The organism is Rhizobium sp. J15, from assembly GCF_002531825.1.
GTDB lineage: Bacteria > Pseudomonadota > Alphaproteobacteria > Rhizobiales > Rhizobiaceae > Rhizobium.
Genome location: NZ_NWSX01000040.1, coordinates 22,680 through 43,846 on the forward strand (window position 1 = coordinate 22,680; position 21,167 = coordinate 43,846).

The 21,167-nt window shown below is 62.8% G+C and carries 23 protein-coding genes; 17 read left to right on the plus strand and 6 right to left on the minus strand.

The window, feature by feature from the left end; all coding sequences use genetic code 11:
* Window positions 1-206: 206 nt before the first annotated feature.
* From CO670_RS25410 to CO670_RS25420, 3 genes are all read left to right on the plus strand, one after another.
* Window positions 207-584 (plus strand): DUF982 domain-containing protein, encoded by a 378-nt coding sequence (locus tag CO670_RS25410; RefSeq protein WP_245425989.1) that lies wholly within the window; start codon window positions 207-209, stop codon window positions 582-584.
* Between the two features lie 148 nt (window positions 585-732).
* Window positions 733-1,122: a hypothetical protein gene (locus CO670_RS25415; protein ID WP_088673590.1), complete on the plus strand. Its 390-nt coding sequence runs from the start codon at window positions 733-735 to the stop codon at window positions 1,120-1,122.
* A 131-nt stretch (window positions 1,123-1,253) separates the two neighbouring features.
* Window positions 1,254-1,631 (plus strand): hypothetical protein, encoded by a 378-nt coding sequence (locus tag CO670_RS25420; RefSeq protein WP_097592794.1) that lies wholly within the window; start codon window positions 1,254-1,256, stop codon window positions 1,629-1,631.
* A gap of 36 nt (window positions 1,632-1,667) precedes the next feature.
* Here CO670_RS25420 and CO670_RS25425 read toward each other — a convergent pair whose 3' ends face one another.
* From CO670_RS25425 to CO670_RS25435, 3 genes are all read right to left on the minus strand, one after another.
* Window positions 1,668-2,069 (minus strand): GFA family protein, encoded by a 402-nt coding sequence (locus tag CO670_RS25425; protein WP_097592795.1) that lies wholly within the window; start codon window positions 2,067-2,069, stop codon window positions 1,668-1,670.
* Between the two features lie 153 nt (window positions 2,070-2,222).
* Complete coding sequence (locus CO670_RS25430) at window positions 2,223-2,675, minus strand: DUF805 domain-containing protein (protein WP_097592796.1); 453 nt, start codon at window positions 2,673-2,675, stop codon at window positions 2,223-2,225.
* A 138-nt stretch (window positions 2,676-2,813) separates the two neighbouring features.
* Window positions 2,814-3,581, minus strand: a complete 768-nt coding sequence (locus CO670_RS25435) for an adenylate/guanylate cyclase domain-containing protein (RefSeq protein WP_097592822.1) — start codon at window positions 3,579-3,581, stop codon at window positions 2,814-2,816.
* 222 nt (window positions 3,582-3,803) lie between these two features.
* Here CO670_RS25435 and CO670_RS25440 point away from each other — a divergent pair, with 222 nt between their 5' ends.
* From CO670_RS25440 to CO670_RS25455, 5 genes are all read left to right on the plus strand, one after another.
* A complete protein-coding gene (locus CO670_RS25440) occupies window positions 3,804-4,592 on the plus strand; it encodes a DUF899 domain-containing protein (protein WP_097592823.1) in 789 nt (262 codons plus the stop codon).
* A gap of 131 nt (window positions 4,593-4,723) precedes the next feature.
* Window positions 4,724-5,089, plus strand: a complete 366-nt coding sequence (locus tag CO670_RS25445) for a DUF4087 domain-containing protein (protein ID WP_097592797.1) — start codon at window positions 4,724-4,726, stop codon at window positions 5,087-5,089.
* 119 nt (window positions 5,090-5,208) lie between these two features.
* On the plus strand, window positions 5,209-5,346 hold the full coding sequence (locus CO670_RS33085) for a hypothetical protein (protein ID WP_176539021.1): 138 nt from the start codon (window positions 5,209-5,211) through the stop codon (window positions 5,344-5,346).
* A 111-nt stretch (window positions 5,347-5,457) separates the two neighbouring features.
* Window positions 5,458-5,835, plus strand: a complete 378-nt coding sequence (locus tag CO670_RS25450) for a response regulator (RefSeq protein WP_097592798.1) — start codon at window positions 5,458-5,460, stop codon at window positions 5,833-5,835.
* Between the two features lie 75 nt (window positions 5,836-5,910).
* Window positions 5,911-6,162 (plus strand): hypothetical protein, encoded by a 252-nt coding sequence (locus CO670_RS25455; protein WP_097592799.1) that lies wholly within the window; start codon window positions 5,911-5,913, stop codon window positions 6,160-6,162.
* A gap of 69 nt (window positions 6,163-6,231) precedes the next feature.
* Here the strand turns inward: CO670_RS25455 and CO670_RS25460 are convergent, their stop codons facing one another.
* Window positions 6,232-7,146 carry a LysR family transcriptional regulator gene (locus tag CO670_RS25460; protein WP_097592800.1) on the minus strand — a complete coding sequence of 305 codons (915 nt, stop codon included), beginning with the start codon at window positions 7,144-7,146 and terminating at the stop codon, window positions 6,232-6,234.
* A 101-nt stretch (window positions 7,147-7,247) separates the two neighbouring features.
* Between CO670_RS25460 and CO670_RS25465 the strand changes: the two genes are divergently transcribed.
* The 7 genes from CO670_RS25465 to CO670_RS33090 all read left to right on the plus strand — a co-directional run bounded on the left by CO670_RS25465 (window position 7,248) and on the right by CO670_RS33090 (window position 14,908).
* The gene (locus CO670_RS25465; protein ID WP_097592801.1) at window positions 7,248-8,129 is read left to right on the plus strand and encodes an NmrA/HSCARG family protein; all 882 of its coding nucleotides are present in this window, start codon (window positions 7,248-7,250) and stop codon (window positions 8,127-8,129) included.
* Window positions 8,130-8,248: 119 nt separating this feature from the next.
* Window positions 8,249-9,049 carry a class I SAM-dependent methyltransferase gene (locus CO670_RS25470; protein WP_097592802.1) on the plus strand — a complete coding sequence of 267 codons (801 nt, stop codon included), beginning with the start codon at window positions 8,249-8,251 and terminating at the stop codon, window positions 9,047-9,049.
* 470 nt (window positions 9,050-9,519) lie between these two features.
* A complete protein-coding gene (locus CO670_RS25475) occupies window positions 9,520-10,773 on the plus strand; it encodes an MFS transporter (protein WP_097592803.1) in 1,254 nt (417 codons plus the stop codon).
* 231 nt (window positions 10,774-11,004) lie between these two features.
* Entirely contained in the window at window positions 11,005-11,352 is a 348-nt protein-coding gene (locus CO670_RS25480) for a DMT family protein (protein WP_097592804.1), read from the plus strand.
* Window positions 11,353-11,473: 121 nt separating this feature from the next.
* Window positions 11,474-12,985, plus strand: a complete 1,512-nt coding sequence (locus tag CO670_RS25485) for a DUF1800 domain-containing protein (RefSeq protein ID WP_097592805.1) — start codon at window positions 11,474-11,476, stop codon at window positions 12,983-12,985.
* Between the two features lie 115 nt (window positions 12,986-13,100).
* The gene (locus tag CO670_RS25490) at window positions 13,101-14,285 is read left to right on the plus strand and encodes a DUF1501 domain-containing protein (RefSeq protein WP_097592806.1); all 1,185 of its coding nucleotides are present in this window, start codon (window positions 13,101-13,103) and stop codon (window positions 14,283-14,285) included.
* Window positions 14,286-14,731: 446 nt separating this feature from the next.
* A complete protein-coding gene (locus tag CO670_RS33090; protein ID WP_176539022.1) occupies window positions 14,732-14,908 on the plus strand; it encodes a hypothetical protein in 177 nt (58 codons plus the stop codon).
* A 215-nt stretch (window positions 14,909-15,123) separates the two neighbouring features.
* Here the strand turns inward: CO670_RS33090 and CO670_RS25500 are convergent, their stop codons facing one another.
* A complete protein-coding gene (locus CO670_RS25500; protein WP_097592808.1) occupies window positions 15,124-15,711 on the minus strand; it encodes a hypothetical protein in 588 nt (195 codons plus the stop codon).
* Window positions 15,712-15,737: 26 nt separating this feature from the next.
* Window positions 15,738-16,124, minus strand: coding sequence for an acyl-CoA thioesterase (locus CO670_RS25505; protein ID WP_097592809.1), 387 nt, complete (start codon window positions 16,122-16,124; stop codon window positions 15,738-15,740).
* Window positions 16,125-16,427: 303 nt separating this feature from the next.
* Between CO670_RS25505 and CO670_RS25510 the strand changes: the two genes are divergently transcribed.
* Together CO670_RS25510 and CO670_RS25515 are read left to right on the plus strand one after the other, a co-directional pair.
* Complete coding sequence (locus CO670_RS25510; protein WP_097592810.1) at window positions 16,428-18,248, plus strand: methyl-accepting chemotaxis protein; 1,821 nt, start codon at window positions 16,428-16,430, stop codon at window positions 18,246-18,248.
* A 210-nt stretch (window positions 18,249-18,458) separates the two neighbouring features.
* Entirely contained in the window at window positions 18,459-21,026 is a 2,568-nt protein-coding gene (locus CO670_RS25515; RefSeq protein ID WP_245425993.1) for an AMP-binding protein, read from the plus strand.
* The last annotated feature ends 141 nt before the right edge of the window (window positions 21,027-21,167 follow it).

Genomic DNA, 21,167 nt, shown 5'->3' on the forward strand with positions numbered 1-21,167 from the left:
GGCGTTGCCACGATTCCGCTTCTCCCCAGCGGGGAGAAGATGCCGGCAGGCAGATGAGGGGGCGAGTGGCAAGCCGCGAGTGCACGGAGCGCAAGCGAAGGGCAAGCGACGCTTGTCGACAAGGACAGAAGGCGACCCGGCACCCCCACCTCGTCCTTCGAGGCTCCAGCCTTCGGCTTCCGTGCCTGAGAATGAGGCTCTCTTGGGTGCTGCCACCGGAGCCGCAGTGGAACCGTGATCGGCTTTCCGCAGTTACTTTTGCAGTCCATTCAGCTGCAGGTGCGACTGCCATTAGCGACCATTCCGCCTTCTGGAAGAAACCGATCTCCATCAACCTCGATACCGGCGAACGGCTGGTTCTCCGCTCACCGCAGGATGCGCTGTATGCACTGGTGTCCGACTGGCCGATCAATGGCGGGGTTCATCAGCAGCGGGCGATCGATTTCTGCCGTGCCTGGCTTGCCGGGCGGATGCCGGCGGAGACGGTGCGGCAGGCCTTCATCCTCGCGGCGCTGGAGGCCGGCGTGCCGATCGCCGATGATGAGAATGGGACCGCGAGTTCGGTTTCAAACCCCCAGGTATAGAGGGACGGACATAGTCCGTATCGAGGTGTCACGCGGTGACACGCGCGGCATCGACAATGTTTATTTTCGTGTATTGCAAATATTGTTCGCGCTATGTTTGTAGGAATGCGCAGCGTTATCACGCTGCGATTCTTGGAGATCCATCTGAATGAGAATAAAACTCCTTGCTTGCGCTGCCATGCTGATGCTGGCCGGCTGTAATGCTCCCGTGTCTCAATCCGTAGCGGATTCGCAGCGGCCTCCCTCGAATGACGTCCGGCAGAACTTCATCAACATCGTCTTCAAGAGAAGTTACCGGCACGAAGCGGGAGAAGTCGTCTGGGCCCGCATTTCGAGCGTGGTGCTGATCGAGCCCGAGAAGAAGATCTATGCTTATTGCGTGCGGGTAGTGCCCAAGCGCAGCTGGGGAGACTGGGCTTATCTCGGCGTCTCCTTCACGGATGGCAAAATACTCGGTGCGACGGCGAATGACCAGCGCTGCAAAGACAAGCGGCTGCGTTACTACCCGTTTAATGAGCTGACCGGCATGAAGACCTGACGCGGGAGCGCGGGCTGAGGCCGCGTCGCCGTTCCTGCTTTGGCGAGCGGCGCGACATGCCTCCGGCCTCGTGGGAGTGGCGCCATCCGGAAGCTCGGTCCATCGATTTTCAAAGCGAAAGATCCAACCGAATGAAAAGCAAATTCCTTGCCTGCGCTGCCCTGTTGGCACTCGCTGGCTGCCAGACACCTGTGCCGCAATCCGTCGCGGATTCCCAGCGGCCGCCTTCCAACGCCGTTCGACGCGAGTATGTCGATGCTCTCAGGGGAACCATTAAAGCGGGGAACTTCCAGAAGGCCGAGATTTCGAGCGTGGTTCTGCTGAATCCGGAAAAGCAGATATATGCTTATTGCACGCGCACGACGGAACGCGCCTATCCGAACTGGTCCTATATCGGCCTCGGCTTGCAGCATAACATGATACTATACTTGAGAAAGAACGACTATCGCTGCCACGATAAGCGGCTGCGTTATTATGATTTTCCGGAACTGCGGAACATGGCGTACTGAGCAATCTGCCGGTCACCGGCGACCTGTCAGACGTTGTTAGAACCACATATCCCTCACACACCGCCCGTCGGCAGGCAGGTCGTCGAAGCTCTCCAGCCCGTCGAAATGGTCGATCGGCAGGTCGGCGACAAGGTCCGGCGGTGCGAGGCGGATGTTGACGGCCATGCGGCGGCGGCCGTCCTTTTGCAGGCGCAGACCGCGCCAGCTGAGCACGCAGGCGCAGGTCGGGCAGAACAGGATTTCGAGCGAGGACGTGTCACGGCCGGAGCGGGTGTAGGAGGCGGTTTCGCCGCTCAGCGCGATGCGCTCTCCTTCATAATCATAGGCCCAGAGCGTGCCGTAGCGCCGGCAGAGCGTGCAGTTGCATGCGGTGATCGAGCCGGGATCGCCCTTCAGCGTCCAGCCCGTCTTGCCGCAGTGACATGCGCCTATCAGCATGAGGGTTTCTCCGGCTTGCTGTTCGATGCCGGCATCCTGCCTCAATCGCGCCATGCGTGCAAATGGAGGGCCTGGCCTGGCGGCGCGGCCGCCCGGTGCTTCAGCGGCACCGGTGCCTGCTCAAACCGCCAGAACTATCCCCATGCTCATTCCTCAGAAAACGGACGCCCTGGACTGATCCGCTGTGGGCGCTTTGCAATACCATACGAGGACGGCAATCGTTCCGATGGGAAAGAGCATTCCGAGAAGCTGGTGCCATCCGCTTCGGTTGATGTCGTGAAAGCGCCGGGCCGCCATGGCGATCGACGGGAGAAACGTCGCCAGCGACCAGATCGTCCTGAAGATCTCGGTGCTATCGACGAAGTACAACGCAATGCCGATGAGCGCTACGAAGAGCGTTGAAAACCAGAATTCCGACCGGCTCGCTCTGTCGCGGAAATTCACATAGTTCTTGAAATAGCTGCCGATCGCCTGGCCGAAACCCATCGGCTCAGCCGGGCCGCCGAAGCGGTTCGGCCCCTCCGGCGGTTTCCTGAAGATGAAGATCAACGGCACGGCGAGGACGATCAAGACGATCAGCCAGTGCCACAGAGAAAAACTGCCCATGAAATACCCCCAGCCTTAAATGGTTCAATGAACGCTTTTTTGAGATTAGTCGATTGCAAGGCGATTCGTCAGCAATCGGAGCGCGATAAATTCCGCCGCGCCTTTGAGGGCGGCATGATGGCGCACAGGCGCAATCGCTCAGTGCTTGACGAGCACGCGCGCCTGCACCGGCTGCTCGATGCCCTTGAGCGTCAGCGTGCGCTCTTGCGCTCCGGCAACGAGTGCGGCGGCCTCGGCCGCCGTTTCGGCGGAGACGAGGATCTCGCCGGCGGCGGCCTGGGATTCCAGCCTCGCGGCCTGGTTGACGACGCCGCCGATGGCGGTGAAATCGCTGCGGAAGCTGGAGAATTCGCCGATCTGGACCTCGCCGGTATGGATGCCGACGCCGACGCCCAAGGGACGGCCGGTCAGGGCATCCGGCGCCATGCCACTCAGCGCCGCGGCGCAATTGCGCTGGATCTCCCGGGCGGCCATGATGGCGGCGGCGGCATGATCTTTCCTGACGATCGGGAAATTGAAGATTGCCATCAGCCCATCGCCCATCTGCTTGTTGACGATGCCGTCATGCGCCCAGATCGCCTGGGCGCAGCGATCCTGAAACTGGCTGACGATCTCGCTCAAGCGCACCGCCTCGATGCGCTCGGAAAGATCGGTGAAGCCCCTGATGTCGGCAAAGAGAATGGTGGCGCCGACGGTGATCTGGCGCTGCTTCTTCACATATTGGAAGGAGCGCTCGCAGATCGTGCAGATATCCGGGTTCATTTTGCTGCGGGTGATGCCGAAGGCGCGGAAGGGCAGCGCCAGCGGCCCGCCGATCGGGATCGGCATATGCATCTGGTCCCAGCAGCCGCGGCAGATCCTGGCGCTGCCGTGGCTGGGCATGGTGGAAGTGGTGGCTGTCGTCATGTCGAACAATCCGTTGCCTGCGCCGGAGAGAAGCTTCCGCCAGTCCCGGGTTTTTGGCAACCGTGCTGATTGTTGAAGTTGACAATGGCCGAAGTCCTCTGACGGTCACACTTGTTACTCCCACTGTACGATATCAGATGCGAAACTATCTTCGACCCATGCGCGATGAACCGACTTTCGACGATGGAGGCGGGGATTCGCCCCAAAGAGGAGATCGAAGCGATGACTGCAGCAACGGAGAATGGAGCAAGCGGGCAGGCGATGAAGACGCCGCCCGTCGTTTCGCAGGAGGCCTGGGAAGCGGCCCATAAGCAGCTTCTGGTCAACGAAAAGGCGCATAGCCACGCCCGCGACGCGCTTGCCGCCGAGCGGCGGCGCATGCCGTGGATGGCGGTGCAGAAGAACTATGTCTTCGAAGGGCCGCAGGGCAGGATGAGCCTGCTCGACCTGTTCGAGGGCCGTCACCAGCTGATCGTCTACCGCGCCTTCTACGAGCCCGGCGTCTACGGCTGGCCCGAGCATGCCTGCCGCGGCTACTCGATGGTGGCCGATCAGGTGGCCCATGTCGCCCATCTCAACGCCCGCGACACGACCCTAGTCTTCGCCTCGCGCGCGCCGCAGGCCGATATCGCCAGCCTGAAGCAACGCATGGGCTGGACGATGCCGTGGGTGACCGTCACCGACGACTTCGACTGGGACTTCGGGGTCGGCGAATGGCACGGCACCAATGTCTTCTACCGCGACGGCGAGCGCATCTTCCGCACCTATTTCGTCAACAATCGCGGCGACGAACAGATGGGCGGCACCTGGAACTATCTCGACATCACGCCGCTCGGCCGCCAGGAAGTGTGGGAGGATTCGCCCGAGGGCTATCCGCAGACGCCGACCTACAAATGGTGGAACTGGCACGATGCCTACACCGCCGACGCCGAGCCCGACAAGAAATGGGTCGAAGTCTCCGATGCCGGCGAGGCGGCGTTCCGGGAGGAAAGCGCAAAGGCGAAATCGTAGGCCTACGTTGTTGGCCGCGTAGCCGGACTGGACGCCGGTTGGAGCTTATTCCAGATGGAAGCATCTGGAATAAGCTCTGTTGCCTTGCCGGCCGCTGACCATGCATAGTGGCCGGCGACGCGGAGGGGCCGATGACCAGATTGCATGCGCTTGTTTTGATGATGCTTCTCGCGCCCGCCGCGGCGCATGCCGAACGGCGCTGCGGCTGGCTGGACAATCCCTCGACGGCCAACTGGTCGCTCATGGATGCCGGCGGCGGCTGGACCATCATGGAGAATGGCAGCGGCTACAAGGCCGAGGGAATGGACAAGATCCCGGATCTGACGACCGGCGAATATGTCTACACCCATGCCACGCATGGTTATGGCTGCGCCTGCATGGACGTCGACACGGACGGCGAGGGTGGGATCACCCGTATTCATTCCGTGCGGCAATTGCCGCTCTCGCGGTGCCGGAACGACGCCGCCATCCGCTGGTTCCTCGACAGGGATCCGTGATCGGCAGGCCGATCGGCTATTCCAAAAATGAAGACCACCGTTCGCTATCGTACCGGGCCGGATGCGGCAGGAATTTTGGCGCGTCCGCTTCGTTTGAGGTCGGCTTACAGGAGAAGCCGATGCCGCCCTTCACGCAGCCGCACCCGTCGCCGAGCCATTTGATTTCCATGGGCGCGGGCGGCCGCTGCCATTCTTCCTATTCGGTTCCGAGCAAGGTTCGGCGCAACGGCGACCGGCGGCGCAAGGAATTCAGTTAGCATTTTCGACACGTATTCCTTTCGGAGCGGAAACATTCGAGAGGAAGTTGCGTTTACCGATTGCCGCCGGTGCGCCCGCCGGCCCGCTTGCTCATGGGAGGAGGATTATCCATGAAAGTCATGATCGTTGAGGACGAGAACTTCATCGCCATGGAGCTCGAGCGCATCGCGCAGGATGCCGGACACCAGACCGTCGGGCCGGTTTCGACGATCGAGCAGGCGCTGGCCTATGCTCCGAAGAGCGAGGTCGCGCTCGTCGATCTCAGCCTTTCCGACGGGCTGAGCGGCGCCCAGCTCGCCCGCCGGCTGATCGACCGCTACGGCGTCGACGTCATCTTCGTGACCGGCAGTCCGGAGAGCGTCGGAAACGGCATCGAAGGCGCGCTCGACGTGATCCCCAAGCCTTTCACCGACGAGAGGATCGCCGGCGCGCTGTCGCGGGCGCAGGCCCTTCGCCGGGATTTCGAAGGCCGCAACGCCGTTTTCTGATGTTGCCGCGATTTTATGATAAAAGGGGATTGGCGGCAGCGGGCCGCTGGCGCCTTCCGGAGGACGCTCGTCCAGATGAAGCACGCGCTCATCGCCATTCTCTTCATCCTCGCCGGCTGCGCCAGCGCCGGTGAGCCCGAGCCCCTTCCGGGCAGCCTCACCTATGGCGGCAAGGTCGTCCATTCGCCCTATCGGCCGGGAACGGTGGTGAAGAACACCTTCCTCGGCGATTTCGGCTACCGCGTGTTCGAGACCTACGTCGTCCAGCCGGACGGGACGCTGAAGTTGACGATGCAGACTACGGGGCCGGATTTTCTGTGGCAGTGAGCGTGTGCGTCTCCTGTACTGCAATCGCCGCACTCGATAAGTTCGTACAGCGTGTCAAGGCATATACCGCTATATGATGGCGAAGTCGTCGCTGCCATCGGCTCCCGCGTTCAACCGTCTGGCCGCGAGGTCGATAAAGATCTTGACCAGAGGCGGCAGGTGCCGGCTGCTCGGATAGACGACGTGCAGGCCGCCCACCGGGGTCGTGTAACCGTCGAGAACGCGGCATAGCCGCCCATCCCTGATGAAGGCATTGGCGACGCCATGGGGCAGTCGGGCGATGCCATAACCGGCGATCGCTGCGGCCATGACCGCCTGCATTTCATTGGCGGCGAAGCGCCCCGAGACCGAGACCGTTTCCTGTCCGTGCGGGCCTTCAAGCAGCCATTGCGCATGGGTGGATTGGCCGGCGACAACGCAGTCGTGGCGGACGAGATCTGCTGGGCGATCGGGCGCGCCGCAGCGGGCGAGATAGTCGGGGCTCGCACAGAGCAAGCGATGGGTAGAGCCGAGCTTGCGGGCGATCAGCGTCGAATCCTCCAGAATGCCGGTGCGGAAGGCGAGGTCTATGCCGTTTTCGACGAGATTCAGCCTGTCGTCGGTCAGCCGCAACTCGACCCTCGACTTCGGGTAGGTCGCCAGAAGATCGAAGATCGCATCCTGCAGGAAGTGGCCACCGAAGCCGACCGGCGCCGATATGCGGATCGTGCCGGCGGGCTCCGTCCTTGCTTCGGCAAGACGCAGGTTGGCGCCTTCGATCGTGCGGAGCGCCTGGCTGCTTTCCTCGTAATAGAGGCGGCCGGCATCCGTCGGGCTGAGGCTGCGGGTCGTGCGCTGCAGCAGTCGCACCCCGAGTTCGCGCTCGAGAGCGGCAATGCGCCGGCTGACCGTTGTCTTCGGCATGCCGAGCAGGCGCGCCGCGGCGGTGAAGCTGCCGGCTTCAATGACGCGGGCGAAGATCACGATATCGTTGAGGTCGAGCATTGTATCCTAAAATGGCACGATGTTTCTCAACTATAGGCTATTATGGTTCAATGCGACAGGCCCTAACTTTGCTCCATCGGTCACAAACAAGGAGCAGACAGATGAGCGACATGAGAAGAGTTCTGGTCACGGGCGCCACCGGTCAGCAGGGCGGCGCGGTCGTTCGCGCCCTGATCGCGCGGGGACACCAGGTCAAGGCGATCTCGCGCAAGCCGGATAGCGAGGGCGCAAAACGGCTGGCCTCGGCTGGGGTCGAGGTCGTTGCTGGCGATCTCAACGATGGCGCATCCGTGGAGAGGGCGGCTGAAGGCGTCGATACGATGTTCCTGATGGGCGACAGCTACGAGTCCGGAACGGAGGCCGAAACACGCCAGGGTATCACCGTTGCCGATGCGGTGAAGGCCGCGGGCATCGGCCACCTGATCTATTCCTCGGTCGCCGATGCCGACAAGAAGACCGGCATTCCGCATTTCGACAGCAAGTACCTCGTCGAAAAGCATATTGCAGGCCTCGGCATTCCCTATACGATCAGCGCGCCCGTCGCCTTCATGGAAAACACGGTGGCCCCCTGGGCGATCGACGGGCTGCGCCAAGGCGTCTATGCCGCGGCCCTGCCGCCAACCCGCCTGCTGCAACAGATTACCATCAAGGACATCGGCGCTTTCGTCGCAGCACTGGCCGAGCGGCGCGAACAGGTGTTCGGCAAGCGTTTCGATATTGCCGGCGACGAATTGTCCGGCGAGCAGCAGGCGAAGCTCCTGTCCGAGGCGCTCGATCGGCCGATACGCTACCAGGAACTGCCGATCGCCGCGATGCGGCAGCAGAGCGAGGACGCGGCGCTGATGTTCGAATGGTTCGACCACACCGGTTACGACGTCGACATCGCTGCCCTGCGCCGGGATTTCCCCGATGTCGGCTGGCACAGCTATGCCGATTGGGCGCGCGGCTTCGACTGGAGCGTTCTCGGCAAGGCATCCGCCTGATACACTCTCCGCCGTCCCCGGCCGGAACCGAGGACGACGGAGAGCCCGAACCCTTGCGCACGGCGACGGATCGCTCGGCTCTGTGGCGATGACCATCGTTCCTGAAGAGGGAGGTTTCCATGCCGTCGAGTTTCCATGTCGAAAGTGCCGATGGTTATGAGCGGCTGATGGGGCGCTGGAGCAAGCGGCTGGCGCCGATGCTGATCGATTTCGCCGGGCTTGCGGATGGGGATCGGGTGCTCGATGTCGGCTGCGGCACCGGCAGCCTGACGTTCACGCTCGCGCAAAGGCGGGATCTCAGGGAGATAGCGGCCATCGATTATTCGCCTGTTTTCGTCGAGGCGGCGAAGCGGGCGAACACCGATCCGCGGATCACGATCCAGCAGGGCGACGCCTGCGCGCTGCCCTTCGAGGATAATCGTTTCGATAGGGCGATGTCGCTGCTGGTGCTGCATTTCGTGCCGGAGGCCGCCAAGGCGGTGGCCGAAATGGCGCGTGTCGTGCGCCCGGGCGGGGTGGTGGCCGCCGCCGTCTGGGATCATTACGGCGGCATGTCCAACATGAGGATGATGTGGGACACGGCCGTCATGCTCGACGAAGACGCGCTGCCGCTGCGCCGCAAATACTGTTTCCAGCCGATGATGCGGCCGGGAGAGATGAAGGCTTGCTTCATCGCGCAGGGATTGGCCGAGGTCGAGGAGACGTCGCTGCTGATCCGGATGGATTACCTTTCCTTCGACGATTATTGGCAGCCGATCGCTGCAGGCGAGGGGCCGCTCGGCAGGTATGTCGTCGGGCTGGAGCCTGGCAAGCGGGAGGCGTTGGATGCGGCAATGAGGGCGGCTTACGAGGCAGGAGAGCCGGATGGGCCACGGTCGTTTGCGTCCGTGGCTTGGGCGTGCCGGGGTAGGGTGGCTTGAGATATTTAGGCCTGGTGGCCGGTGATTGAGGAGCGTGGGCACAGTTGTGCTTCATCTTGCTCGACGGCAAATCTTTGGCGGCAATACACGCTACGCTCCCTCATTCCTGTGCTCGTCACAGGAATCCAGCCACCGCGCGTCCGCGCGGTGAATGACTCAATCCGACAGTTGAAAAGTCTTCTGCGCCCAAGGACTTGGGCGCGTTGAGGGAAGGGAAGTTGGGCGGACCCGCGGGCGTTGCTGCCAAAGGACAGGCACTGCGAGGCGCTGCCTCCAATTAGCCAGCCGATCACGACAAACGTGATGGAACTCTGCCAGCATCGCTGCCGTTGTTTCCGCTGTCTCCGGTTGCGAATGCGCTTTTCCGCAACCGCAGCCCCTGACAGCCGCAACCCGCCTGGTTCGGGCACCCCTTCCGACGGCATCCGGAATTGACCGCCTCGCCGCCGCTTTCGGACGGAGGAATTCATATGTCCGCTTTGGAAAGCCTGCGCCGGCTGACGCCGCAGCAGCGCAACACCGTCATCGCCAGCTATCTCGGCTGGACGCTCGATGCTTTCGATTTCTTCATTCTCGTCTTCGTTCTCAAATACATCGCCGAGGAATTCCATACCGATGTTCCCGCCGTCTCGGTGGCGATCTTCCTGACGCTCGCCATGCGGGCGCTCGGCGCGCTGATCTTCGGGCTGGCGGCCGACCGCTACGGGCGGCGCATCACGCTGATGGCCGATGTGCTGCTCTATTCGCTGTTCGAATTCCTGACCGGCTTCTCCACCGGGCTCACCATGTTCCTGGTGCTCCGGGCGCTCTACGGCATCGCCATGGGCGGCGAATGGGGCGTCGGCGCTTCGCTCGTCATGGAGACGGTGCCGGAGGAGAGCCGCGGCATCGTCTCGGGCATCCTGCAGGCCGGCTATCCCTCGGGCTATCTCCTCGCCTCGATCGTGTTCTTCCTGCTCTTTCCCGTCATCGGCTGGCGCGGCATGTTCTTCGTCGGCGCGGTGCCGGCGCTGCTGGTGCTCTACATCAGGCGCAATGTCGAGGAGAGCCCGGCCTTCCTCAAACGGCAGGCGGCGGGGCGCCGGCCGTTCCTGGCGGTGCTGCGGGAGAATATTCCGCTGTTCATCTGGGCGGTGCTCCTGATGACGGCGTTCAACTTCTTCAGCCACGGCACGCAGGATATCTACCCGACCTTCCTCGAGACCCAGCGGAACTATTCGACCCATACGGTCGGCGCCATCGCCATCGTCTACAATATCGGCGCGATCTGCGGCGGCCTGTTCTTCGGGGCGCTGTCGCAGCGGATCGGCCGCAAGCGGGCGATCGTCACCGCCGCGCTGATCGCCGTGCCGGTCGCGCCGCTCTGGGCCTATGCGCCGGGGCCGGTGCTGCTCGCCATCGGCGCCTTCCTGATGCAGTTCTTCGTGCAGGGCGCCTGGGGCATCGTGCCGGTGCATCTGAACGAGCTGTCGCCGGACGAGGTGCGCGGCACCTTCCCGGGCTTCGCCTACCAGCTAGGCAACCTGCTCGCCTCCGGCAACGCGACGCTGCAGGCGGGCCTCGCCGCCCGTTGGGATGGCGATTACGCCTATGCGCTGCTGATCGTCGCGGCTGTCGTGGCGCTCGTCGTCGCCCTGCTCGCCGGCTTTGGTTACGAGAAGAAGGATGTGCGCTTCGGCTCGGAGGAGGGCGAAGCGCCGCAGGGCGCGATGCACAGCGCCTGACTTCTTTTCGATGGAGGCTGCGCCAAGGGCGCGGCCTCCTATTCGCTGCTCAATACGGTACTCTCAGGTATGCCCTTCGCCTCCGGCGGCGGCTACCGCGAATAGGCGCCAGCCTGCCACACCTGAGACGATCGGTCCGCGCTCTGGGGCTTGCCGTCGAGCGGCGGCGTGTTAGGAAGGCGCGCCGGCATCTCGCCGGATCGACCGTTTCCTCCACAGCCGAGTTGCTCCATGTCATTTTCTCCCGCCGCCATCTGGCCCGTCGTCATGCTGTTTGCCTCCAACATCTTCATGACCTTTGCCTGGTATGGGCACCTCAAGCACAAGGGCACGGCCATTTTCCTGGCCATCATCGTCAGCTGGGGCATTGCCTTCTTCGAATATTGCCTGGCGGTGCCGGCCAATCGTATCGGCTCGGCGGTCTACACGACGGCGCAACTGAAGACGATGCAGGAGGTGATCACGCTGCTCGTCTTCGCCGGCTTCTCGATCTTCTGGCTCGGCGAGGACCTGACGTGGAACCATGCCATTGGCTTCGCTCTGATCGCAATCGGCGCATCCTTCATTTTCCGGGCGTAAATCTCAGCTTTTTCAACAGATTACAAATCGTCCATGTCTTGATAACGCCACATTTCCTACAGATTGGCGTCGCATTCGGCTGTCAGCCTGTCACTACCACGTGATCAGGAGTTGACCGGCCATGAGCCTCTCTTTCCCGACGATGGCGGCGATCCGGTTCGGATATGGGTTCCGGCCGGGCGAGGCGCCGCCACAGAACAAGGATGAGCTGATCGGGCAGGTCGGCAAGGGCGTGGCGGCGACGCCGGACTTTCCGCTCGGCGGCCCCGACATGCGCCACCGGGCGATCCTCAGCCTGCAGGAGCAGCTGAAGCAGATCCGCGAGGACGCCAAGACCGTGACCGACGATCCGGCGCGGCGCGAGATGCGCAAGGGTGTGCAGCGGCAGGCGCAGCAGCAGTTCCAGCACGATGTGAACCTGAGGCTGATGCAGGCGGTGCTGTCGCCCTACGGCTTTTACGAGCGGCTTTCGACCTTTTGGACCGATCATTTTTCCACCAGCGCCAACAAGAGCCTGCCGATGCGCCTCATCGTGCCGCTCTACGAGGCCGAGGCGATCCGGCCGTTTATTGCAGGCAGGTTCGGCGACCTGCTGCGCAATGCCACGGCCCATCCCGCCATGCTGATCTATCTCGACCAGGCGGATTCGCTCGGGCCGGATTCGGCCGGCGGCATGAAGCGCAACAAGGGGCTGAACGAAAATCTCGGCCGCGAACTCTTGGAACTGCACACGCTTGGCGCCGGCAGCGGCTATACCCAGGCGGATGTGACGGCCGCCGCCATGGTGCTGACGGGGCTCACCATCGACCGCAAGGAGATGGACATCGCCTTCCGGCCGAATATATCGGAGCCCGGAACGCATGAGGTGCTCGGCGTCAGCTATGGCGGGCGCAGGCGCTCGCGCGAGGATTATCTCGACATGCTCGACGATCTCGCCGTCCATCCGAAGACGGCGGCGCATATCAGCCGCAAGCTCGCGGTGCATTTCGTCTCCGACCAGCCCGACGAGGGCATGGTCTCCGACATGGCCGCGGCCTGGAAGAAGACGGATGGCGATCTCACTGCCGTCTACACCGCCATGCTCGACCATCCCGCCGCCTGGCAGAACGAAGGCGCCAAGGCCCGCCAGCCCTTCGACTATGTCGTCGCCGGTCTCAGGGCGCTGAATGCCGGGCCGGTCAACGGCGTCGTCGGTAGCTTCCTGGCGGCCAACCAGCAGGGCACCGATGAGGGCGACATGGCGGCGAATACGCCCGGCATGGCGGGAGCGCCGGTGACGACGGATCCGGCCGGCGAAGCGAGGGACAAGCGGCTCAAGGCCTTCCGGACGGCGCGGGCGCTGGGGCAGGGGGCGCTGAAGCGCATGGGCCAGCCGACCTGGCTGCCGCCGAGCCCGGCCGGTTTCGAAGAGGGCTTTTCCGCCTGGATCACCGGCAGCCAGCTCGCCGAGCGGCTGGCCTGGGCAAGACGGGCCGCGGCACAGTTCGGCCGCGACGAAGACCCGCGCGAATTCCTGAAATCGACGCTTGCCGATGCGGCCCGCGACGAGACGATCCGCGTGGTGTCGCAGGCGCCGAACAAGATCAGCGGCCTGACGCTGGTGCTGGCATCGCCCGAATTCAACCGCCGCTAAGCAGACGTTCGTTGGCAAGTCAACGCTTCGTCTGCCTAGCTCATTTGTTTTGTCGCAGGTTCTGACCGGAAAACCGCTGGACACTTTTCCGGAACCTGCTCAGGAGGCCTCGCCCATGACGCTGTCGATGAACAGGATCTCGCTTTCCCGCCGCGGCTTTCTGACCTCGGCCTGCTGTCTTGCCGCCGCGCCGATCTTCACGCCGGTCACCTTCGCGGCCATGCCTGGCGACAAGCGCTTCGTCACCATCGTGCTGCGCGGCGCGATGGACGGGCTGGATCTGGTGCAGCCCTATGGCGATGCCGGCTTTGCCGCGCTCCGGCCGACGCTGGCGCTGACGCCCGAGACCGGGCTGCTCGATCTCGACGGGCATTTCGGGCTCAATCCCGCCGCCGCCGATCTGATGCCGCTGTGGAAGAACAAGGAACTCGCCTTCGTACATGCGGTGTCGACGCCCTATCGCGACCAGCGCAGCCATTTCGACGGGCAGGACATGCTGGAATCCGGCGGCGAGCATGTCGCCGAGGAAAAGACCGGCTGGCTGAACCGGGCCCTTGCCGTCATCCCGCGCTCGGATGCGCGCAAGGCGATCGACGTCAATACTTCGACGGAGCTGATCCTTTCCGGGCCGAACGAAGTCGACGTCTGGGCGTCGGATTCCAATCTGGCGCCGGCGCGCGACGAGATGCAGTTCCTGGCGCGGCTCTATGCCGGTGATCCGCCCTTTGCCGCGGCACTTGCCGAGGCGACGCGGGCCGACACCGCTTCGATGATGATCGAGCCGGACGGCCAGCGCGGCGCTAGGGTTGCCGATGTGGCGGCGCTCGCGGCCAACATGCTGAAGGGCGACTACCGCATCGCCAGCTTCTCGATATCGGGCTGGGACACGCATATCGGTCAGGCCGGCCAGTTCAAGCGGCCGGCGCAGGATCTGGCGCAGGCGATCAACACGCTGAAGACGACGCTCGGGCCGGAGATATGGGCAAAGACCGTTGTGCTCGCCATGACCGAATTCGGCCGCACCGTCCGCCAGAACGGCTCCGCCGGCACCGACCACGGCACCGGCGGCTGCGCGCTGCTTTCAGGCGGCGCGATCAACGGCGGCCGCATCCTCGGCAAGTGGCCGGGCCTCGGCGACGGCCAACTGCTTGACGACCGCGATTTGATGCCGACGGCCGATGTGCGGGAGCTGGCTGCGGCGATGCTCTACCGGCAGTTCGATGTCGGGGTGGATGATCTGACGGGGAAGATCTTTCCGGGGCTGGGGTTTGACAAGGGGTCGCAGTTTTTGAAGGTTTGAGTGATTGGTTTCGCAAAGCCGGGTCGGTTGGGTCGGTGAGGGCTGGGCGACCGCTACTGCACATAGCCCAACTCGGCCATGCACGCCTTGAAGACGTTATCCGACGCAACCGCCCCAGCGATCCATAAACGGCCGGCCGACACCTGTGTCTGAGAAGCTCGACCATTGCAAATTGCCTTCGCGCGCTCGAGCTGTGATTGCTCGGTTGATGAGGCGCGGTGCCATTCACCATTGGTCGAAGGCGTGCAGGCCGCAAGACATGCGCAACAACAGACAACCTTCGATACCCGCATTAGACCATCTCCCACTTTGCGGCGAGATTACCGAGTACCGCGAAAATGTCGATAGCTTGGTACCCCGTATGCAGGCGTTATGAGTATCTGAGGACTTGATCAGCCCCCACTCGAACCCCACGTCTTTTCAGTGCAGATATCTTGGAGGTCGACATGGTCGTACGGGTAAGTTTTAGAGTTGCCAACCACCACCATCTTTCAACGCATTGGCACCTCAACTTCATCAACGCCAAGACGCCAGAAGAGGCTATGTCTGCCGCTAAATCTTTTCTTTCTCCGCAGGACCCAAACGGAATATACAATTACGATCTTCAGATGGTCGCTGCCTGAGGGCAGGAGAGTGATGTTGAAACGGTTTAGTGGGGGATGGAGTTTGCCGCTGCCCGGCCCTTCGCTCGGGCTCAGGGCGTTCGTTGCTGCAATCGATTCACTGGATCGATTGCTCGGGCTGCGCCCGACCACTCTGGCCCTTCGCTAGGGCTCAGGGCGTTCGGCCCTGCGATCGATTCACAGGATCGATCGCTCCCGCTTCGCGGGATCGGGCCTCACTCCAATACATCGTAAAGCCGGAAGATGAAGCTTATCTGGTAGGCCAGGTTGGCGAGGATGAAGATCGTGTGGAAGCGGCGGTTCGGGGTCCAGGCGGCGATGGCGCAGAGCAGGATGTAGATGATGTTGCGGGCGGGATATTCCCAGCCGAGCGAGAGGATGCGCTCCGGTCCCTTGATCGCGGTGTCGAGGATATCGACAGCATAGATCAGGGCGAGGATGCCGAAGAACCATTTGCGCCGGGAAATGAAATACTCCTCGTAGCCGCCATATTCGTCGAGACTGACGGGAAAGAGCAGGGCGCAGAGCAGGAAGAACAGGCTGCAGAAGCAGATGAGGAAGAGATAGATGCCGAAGCCGATGACCGGCACGGCCTGCAGGCGGTATTCCCACCACCAGATATGGATGATGAAGAGGAACAGGGAGAGCGCCCAGCCGAGATGGACGGGATAGACCTTTGCCTTGGCGGGATGCTGGACGATGCCGGCGACGCCGGTCAGGAGCCTCGCAAGCGAGAGGCTGATGACCATGCCCATCACCACCTTGATGTGAAGGAAGACCTCCGGTGAGCTGACCGTTTCCATGCCTTATCCCTCGGGTTTCGAGCGTCTCACTCGGCGGGGACGGCCTTGGGTTTGCCCTCCTCGTCGAGCGCCACCATGATGAAGGTGCCGGCGGTGACTTTTTCCATCTTGGCGTAGCGCGAGCGATGCGCCCAGGCTTCGACGATCAGCGTGATCGAGGTGCGGCCGACGCGCTCGACATCGGTATAGACCGACAGCGTATCGCCGATCTTGACCGGCAGTTCGAAGGCCATTTCCTTGACGGCGGCGGTGACGACGCGGCCCTTGGCGCGCTCGGCGGCGCGGATGCCGGATGCAAGGTCCATCTGCGCCATGACCCAGCCGCCGAAGATATCGCCGGCAGGATTGGCATCTCCCGGCATGGCGAGCGTGCGCAGCGTCAGTTCGCCTCTCGGCTTGGCGGCATCGGTCATCAAGGATTCTCCATCTGGTGTTGATCATGGGGCCGGCGATTCACCGAGATCACCCTAGTGCATGAAGGCGAGACGTGTCAGCGATTTTCCCGGCGCCGGTAGAAAAGCCGGTAGGCACATCCTGCGATCAACGGTGAATAACAGGTGACGCCAATCTAAATTCCTCGCCATTTCAATTGGTTGAATTTTACAACCGATACCTCACCTTACGTTATTTGATCGATTTCTAATTAAGCTTTACGCTCCAGTAATTCCGGTCGTGCAGTATGGCGCCGATCTCTCATAAGAATCGCCGGGAACCTCATGCGCAACGTCAAGATTTCCACCCGCCTTTACTGCCTCGTCGGCTTCACGCTTGCCGTGCTCACGGCGACGATGGTCTTCTTTCTGAATTATTCCTACTCCGAGCTGGAAGCGGAGCGGAAGGCGGGGCTGGCGCAGCTCGATGCGACGGCGCTCGGCATCTTCGACAAATATTACAAGATGGAGCAGGCGGGCACGATGACCCGCGAGCAGGCGCAGACGGCCGCCAAGGACGTGATCGGCGCGATGCGCTACGGCGCCGATGGCTATTTCTGGATCAACGACATGCATCCCAAGATGGTGATGCACCCGATCAAGCCGGCGCTGAACGGCACGGACATCTCCCAGATGAAGGATCCGAACGGCAAGTTCCTGTTCGTCGAGTTCGTCAACAAGGTGAAAAAGGACGGCAAGGGCTTCGTCGATTACTACTGGCCGAAGCCGGGCGCCGATGAGCCGGTGCTGAAATATTCCTACGTCGCCGGTTTCGAGCCCTGGGGCTGGATCGTCGGCACCGGCGTCTATGGCGATGACCTTGCCGCGCTCTATCGCCAGAATGCGATGTGGGCCGCCGTGGTTTGCCTGATCGGCGCGCTGGCGACGATCGCGATCGCCTTCGCCATCGTGCGCAGCGTGACGGCGCCGATCGCGCGGCTGAAGACGGCGATGAATGCGATCGCCGCCGAAGAAGCATCGGTGGAGATTGCCGGCAGCGAGTGCCGCGACGAAGTCGGCCAGATGGCCAAGGTGCTGCTGGTGCTGCGCGACTCCGTCGACGAGCGCAGCGCGCTGCGCGGCCGGGAAGACGAGCGGCAGCGGCAGATCGAGGAAGAGCGCCGCGGCAACGAGGCGAGCCTGCGTTCGGCTTCCGAACGCCAGACCCAGGCGATGCAGGCGCTCGGCGTCGGCCTGGAGAAGCTCGCAGGCGGCGACCTGACGGTGTCGATCGGCGATATCGGCGAGGATTACGCGAAGCTGCGGGGCGATTTCAACGCCGCGGTCGATGCGCTGAACGGCGTCATCCATGCGATCGCCGAATCGAGCCGCGTCGTCAACGACAGCGCATCCGATATCAGCGAGGCGACGGGCAACCTGTCGAAGCGCACGGAACAGCAGGCGGCGGCTCTCGAAGAGACGGCGGCCGCGCTCGACGAGATCACAGCGACGGTCAAGACCGCATCCGAGCGGGCGAACGAGGCGCGCGAGATGGTGGCCGAGACCAAGGCGAGCGCCGGGCGCTCCGGCGATATCGTCCGCAACGCCGTGACCGCGATGGGCCGGATCGAGGAATCCTCGAGCCGCATCAACCAGATCATCTCGGTCATCGACGAGATCGCCTTCCAGACCAATCTTCTGGCGCTGAACGCCGGCGTCGAGGCGGCGCGGGCAGGCGAGGCGGGCCGTGGCTTTGCCGTGGTCGCCCAGGAAGTACGCGAACTCGCGCAGCGTTCCGCCAATGCGGCCAAGGAGATCAAGACACTGATCAGCAGTTCGGCGACGGAAGTCGAGGGCGGGGTCGCGCTGGTGCGCTCGACGGGTGACGCGCTGCTGGAGATCGAGGCGCTGGTCAACCAGGTCAACGATCACGTCGCCTCGATCGCGACGGCGGCGCGCGAACAGGCGACCGGCCTGAACGAGATCAACAGCTCCGTCAATCACATGGACCAGATGACGCAGCAGAATGCGGCGATGGTCGAGGAGACGACGGCGGCAAGCCGCACGCTCGCCGACGAAAGCACGCAGTTGAAGTCGCTGCTCGCAAATTTCCGCCTGCGCGAGGCCGGGCGGCAGGCCGAGGCCAGATACACACGGGCCGCGTGACGATCTGCTTCCAAATCGTAATGCCTGGAAAAGAGCCGTCCCGACGGCTCTTTTTCGTTTCTTGCGGATGACGGGCTGATTTTGCTCGTCTCGACTGTTTCACGGCTCTCCGCGGGCGACATAATTTGTTGACTTTGACATTCAAGGATTATAGGCGCCTCGCTATCTCCGATCTCTCTCAAGCTTTACCTTATGACCGCAGTCGACCTCATGTCCGTGATCGCTCGCGCAGAAGAGCGGCCGGCACTTCTGTTTGCCGATGGACATGCGCTTTCCTATGCGGAGCTCGACAGCCGGATGCAGCGTTTTGCCGATCGGCTGGGCGGTGGGAAGCGGCTCGTGGCAATTGCCGCCGACCTCTCGGAGCATGTGATCGTCGCCTATCTCGGCGCGCTGCGGGCCGGGCATGCGGTCGCAATGCTGCCGCCCTGCGACGAGCGGCTGTGGGATGATTTTCGAGCCGCCTTCCAGCCGGATTTCACCTTTCGGCAAGTGGATCAGCGGTGGCGTCTGGTTGCGGAAACTAAGCCGGATACCGTCGGGCCGCCGCTGCATCCCGACCTTGCATTGCTGCTGATGACATCAGGCACTTCGGGCGCGGCAAAGGCGGTGCGCCTGTCTTATGCCAATCTCGATTCCAATGCGGGGGCGATTGCAGCCTATCTGAAGCTCTCGCCAAGCGACCGTACCGCGCTTGTGCTGCCGCTGCACTATTCCTACGGCCTGTCTGTCCTTCACTCGCATCTGGTCGCCGGAGGCAGCATTTTCCTTCCCGGCATGTCGGTGATGGACAGCGCATTCGCGAGGTCCATCGGTGAGAACGGCTGCACCAATTTTTCCGGCGTCCCTTATTCCTACGAACTCATGGAAAAATCGGGCTTCCGCTCGGCAATGCCCGATGGCCTGCGCTTCATGACGGTTGCGGGCGGGCGGCTTGGTCCCGATCTCATCCGCCTCTACCGCGATCGCATGCATGCAAGCGGAGGCCAGTTCTTCGTTATGTACGGGCAGACCGAGGCGACGGCTCGCATCGCCTTCATTCCGCCGGAATGCCTGTCCGACAATGAGGAGCGCATCGGCATCGCGATTCCAGGCGGCTCCCTCGATCTCGTCGACGACGAGGGAAGGCGCGTTGTCGACGCCGGTGTTACCGGGGAGCTCGTCTATAGCGGCCCGAATGTGATGATGGGCTATGGCGAGCGGCGCGCCGATCTTGCGCGCGGCGCCGAGGTCCATGAACTGAGAACCGGCGATATCGGCATGCGCTGTGAAGGCGGTCTTTTCCGCATTGTCGGGCGCAAGGCCCGCTTCGCCAAGATCGCCGGTCTCAGGATCGGCTTCGACATCATGGAGCAGGCGCTGGCGCGCCACGACATTGCCGCGGCGGTGCTGGGCGACGATGCGAGGCTCCAGATCTACGTCGAGGATGCGGCGCTGGCTGAAAAGGCGAGGCACGTCCTTGTCGAAGCCAGCCGGCTTCCGGCCAATCTCATCTCCGTGTCCGTCCGGCAAAACCTTCCCCGGCTTGGCTCGGGCAAGATCGATTACGCCAGGCTTGCCGAAGAGATGCTGGAAACCCGCTCCCGGCGCCAGTCCGAGGCGCATAGCCTCATCGAAGCCTTCGCTGCGGTTTTCTACCCGGTTCCCGTCGGGCGCAATGACAGTTTCGTCTCGCTCGGCGGCGATTCCCTTCGCTTCCTGCAACTAACCTTGGAGCTCGACCGGCTCGGCCTCGTCCTGCCCGAAGGCTGGGAGCGTATGCGGCTTGCGGAGCTCGGCGCTCGCCCGGAAATATCGCGGCCTCCGGCGAGAGGCGAGGCGGTGTCCGTGCCGTCCGATCTGATGCTGCGGGCAATCGCCATAATGATGGTGGTCGTCCATCACCAGATGCTGTGGCCCATTCCAGGCGGATCGGGCGTCATGATGCTGCTCGTCGGTTTCAGCCTGGCGCGCTTCCAGTCCGACCATCTTCTCGCTGGCCGGTTCCATCACACGCTGCGGTCGGCGGGAAACGTCCTCATCCCTTATTTTCTGATCGTCGCGGCTTACGCATTCGTCTGGCGGACGATGCCCTGGGCTTCGCTGACGCTCACCGGCAATTTCGGCTATGCCGAGCCGGAACGCCACGAAATGATCCCCTATCTCTACTGGTTCATCGAGGCCTATGCGCAGACGCTGTTCGTCTTTTCGCTGATCTTCGCAATACCTTTCGCGCGCAGCCTCGCGGCGAAGCGGCTTTTTGCTTTCTCGCTTGCACTCTTGGGGCTCGCGATCGCTGCGCGCTTTTCGATGCCGCTCCTCGTCGGTCAGGGCAAGCGGCAGATATTCACGCTCTATTGGGTATTCCATATTTGCGTTTTCGGCTGGTGCGCCGGCCTTGCCGACACTCGTGAGAAGAAGCTTGCCGTTACCGGCATGGCGATCGCGATGCTGGGTTATCTGGGCTTCGGCGAGTCCCTTTGGATCGGCACGACGATGAAATATATGAGCATCCTGGCCGCGCTCCTCGTCCTGCTCTACAAGCCGCATCTTCGCCTGCCTGCTGCTTTGAGCCGATTTGTCACGGTGATTGCCGCATCCGCTTTTCCGATCTATCTACTGCATCGTTTCGTACCGGAGCTGTTGATGACGCCGGCATTCGATGGGCTTGCCTCACCGGCCTTCGATATCGTGGCGATCGCAGGCGGTGTCGCTGTCGGGGTCTCGGCCAATTGGGCAATATCCCGGCTCGGAAGCCTGTCCTGGATTCTGACGGCGCGGCGTTGGCTGGCGGCCTGATCGGGCGGCCTCGTCTGTTGCTGAGCCACCGATAATTCAAAGAATACGGCGTCTTCGCCGCAGCGGTATCATTCATTCCTCATCCCGTGCTTGCGCCGAGTCAAAGTTGCATCCGGCGCCGATCCCGGATCCGCGAGAGCG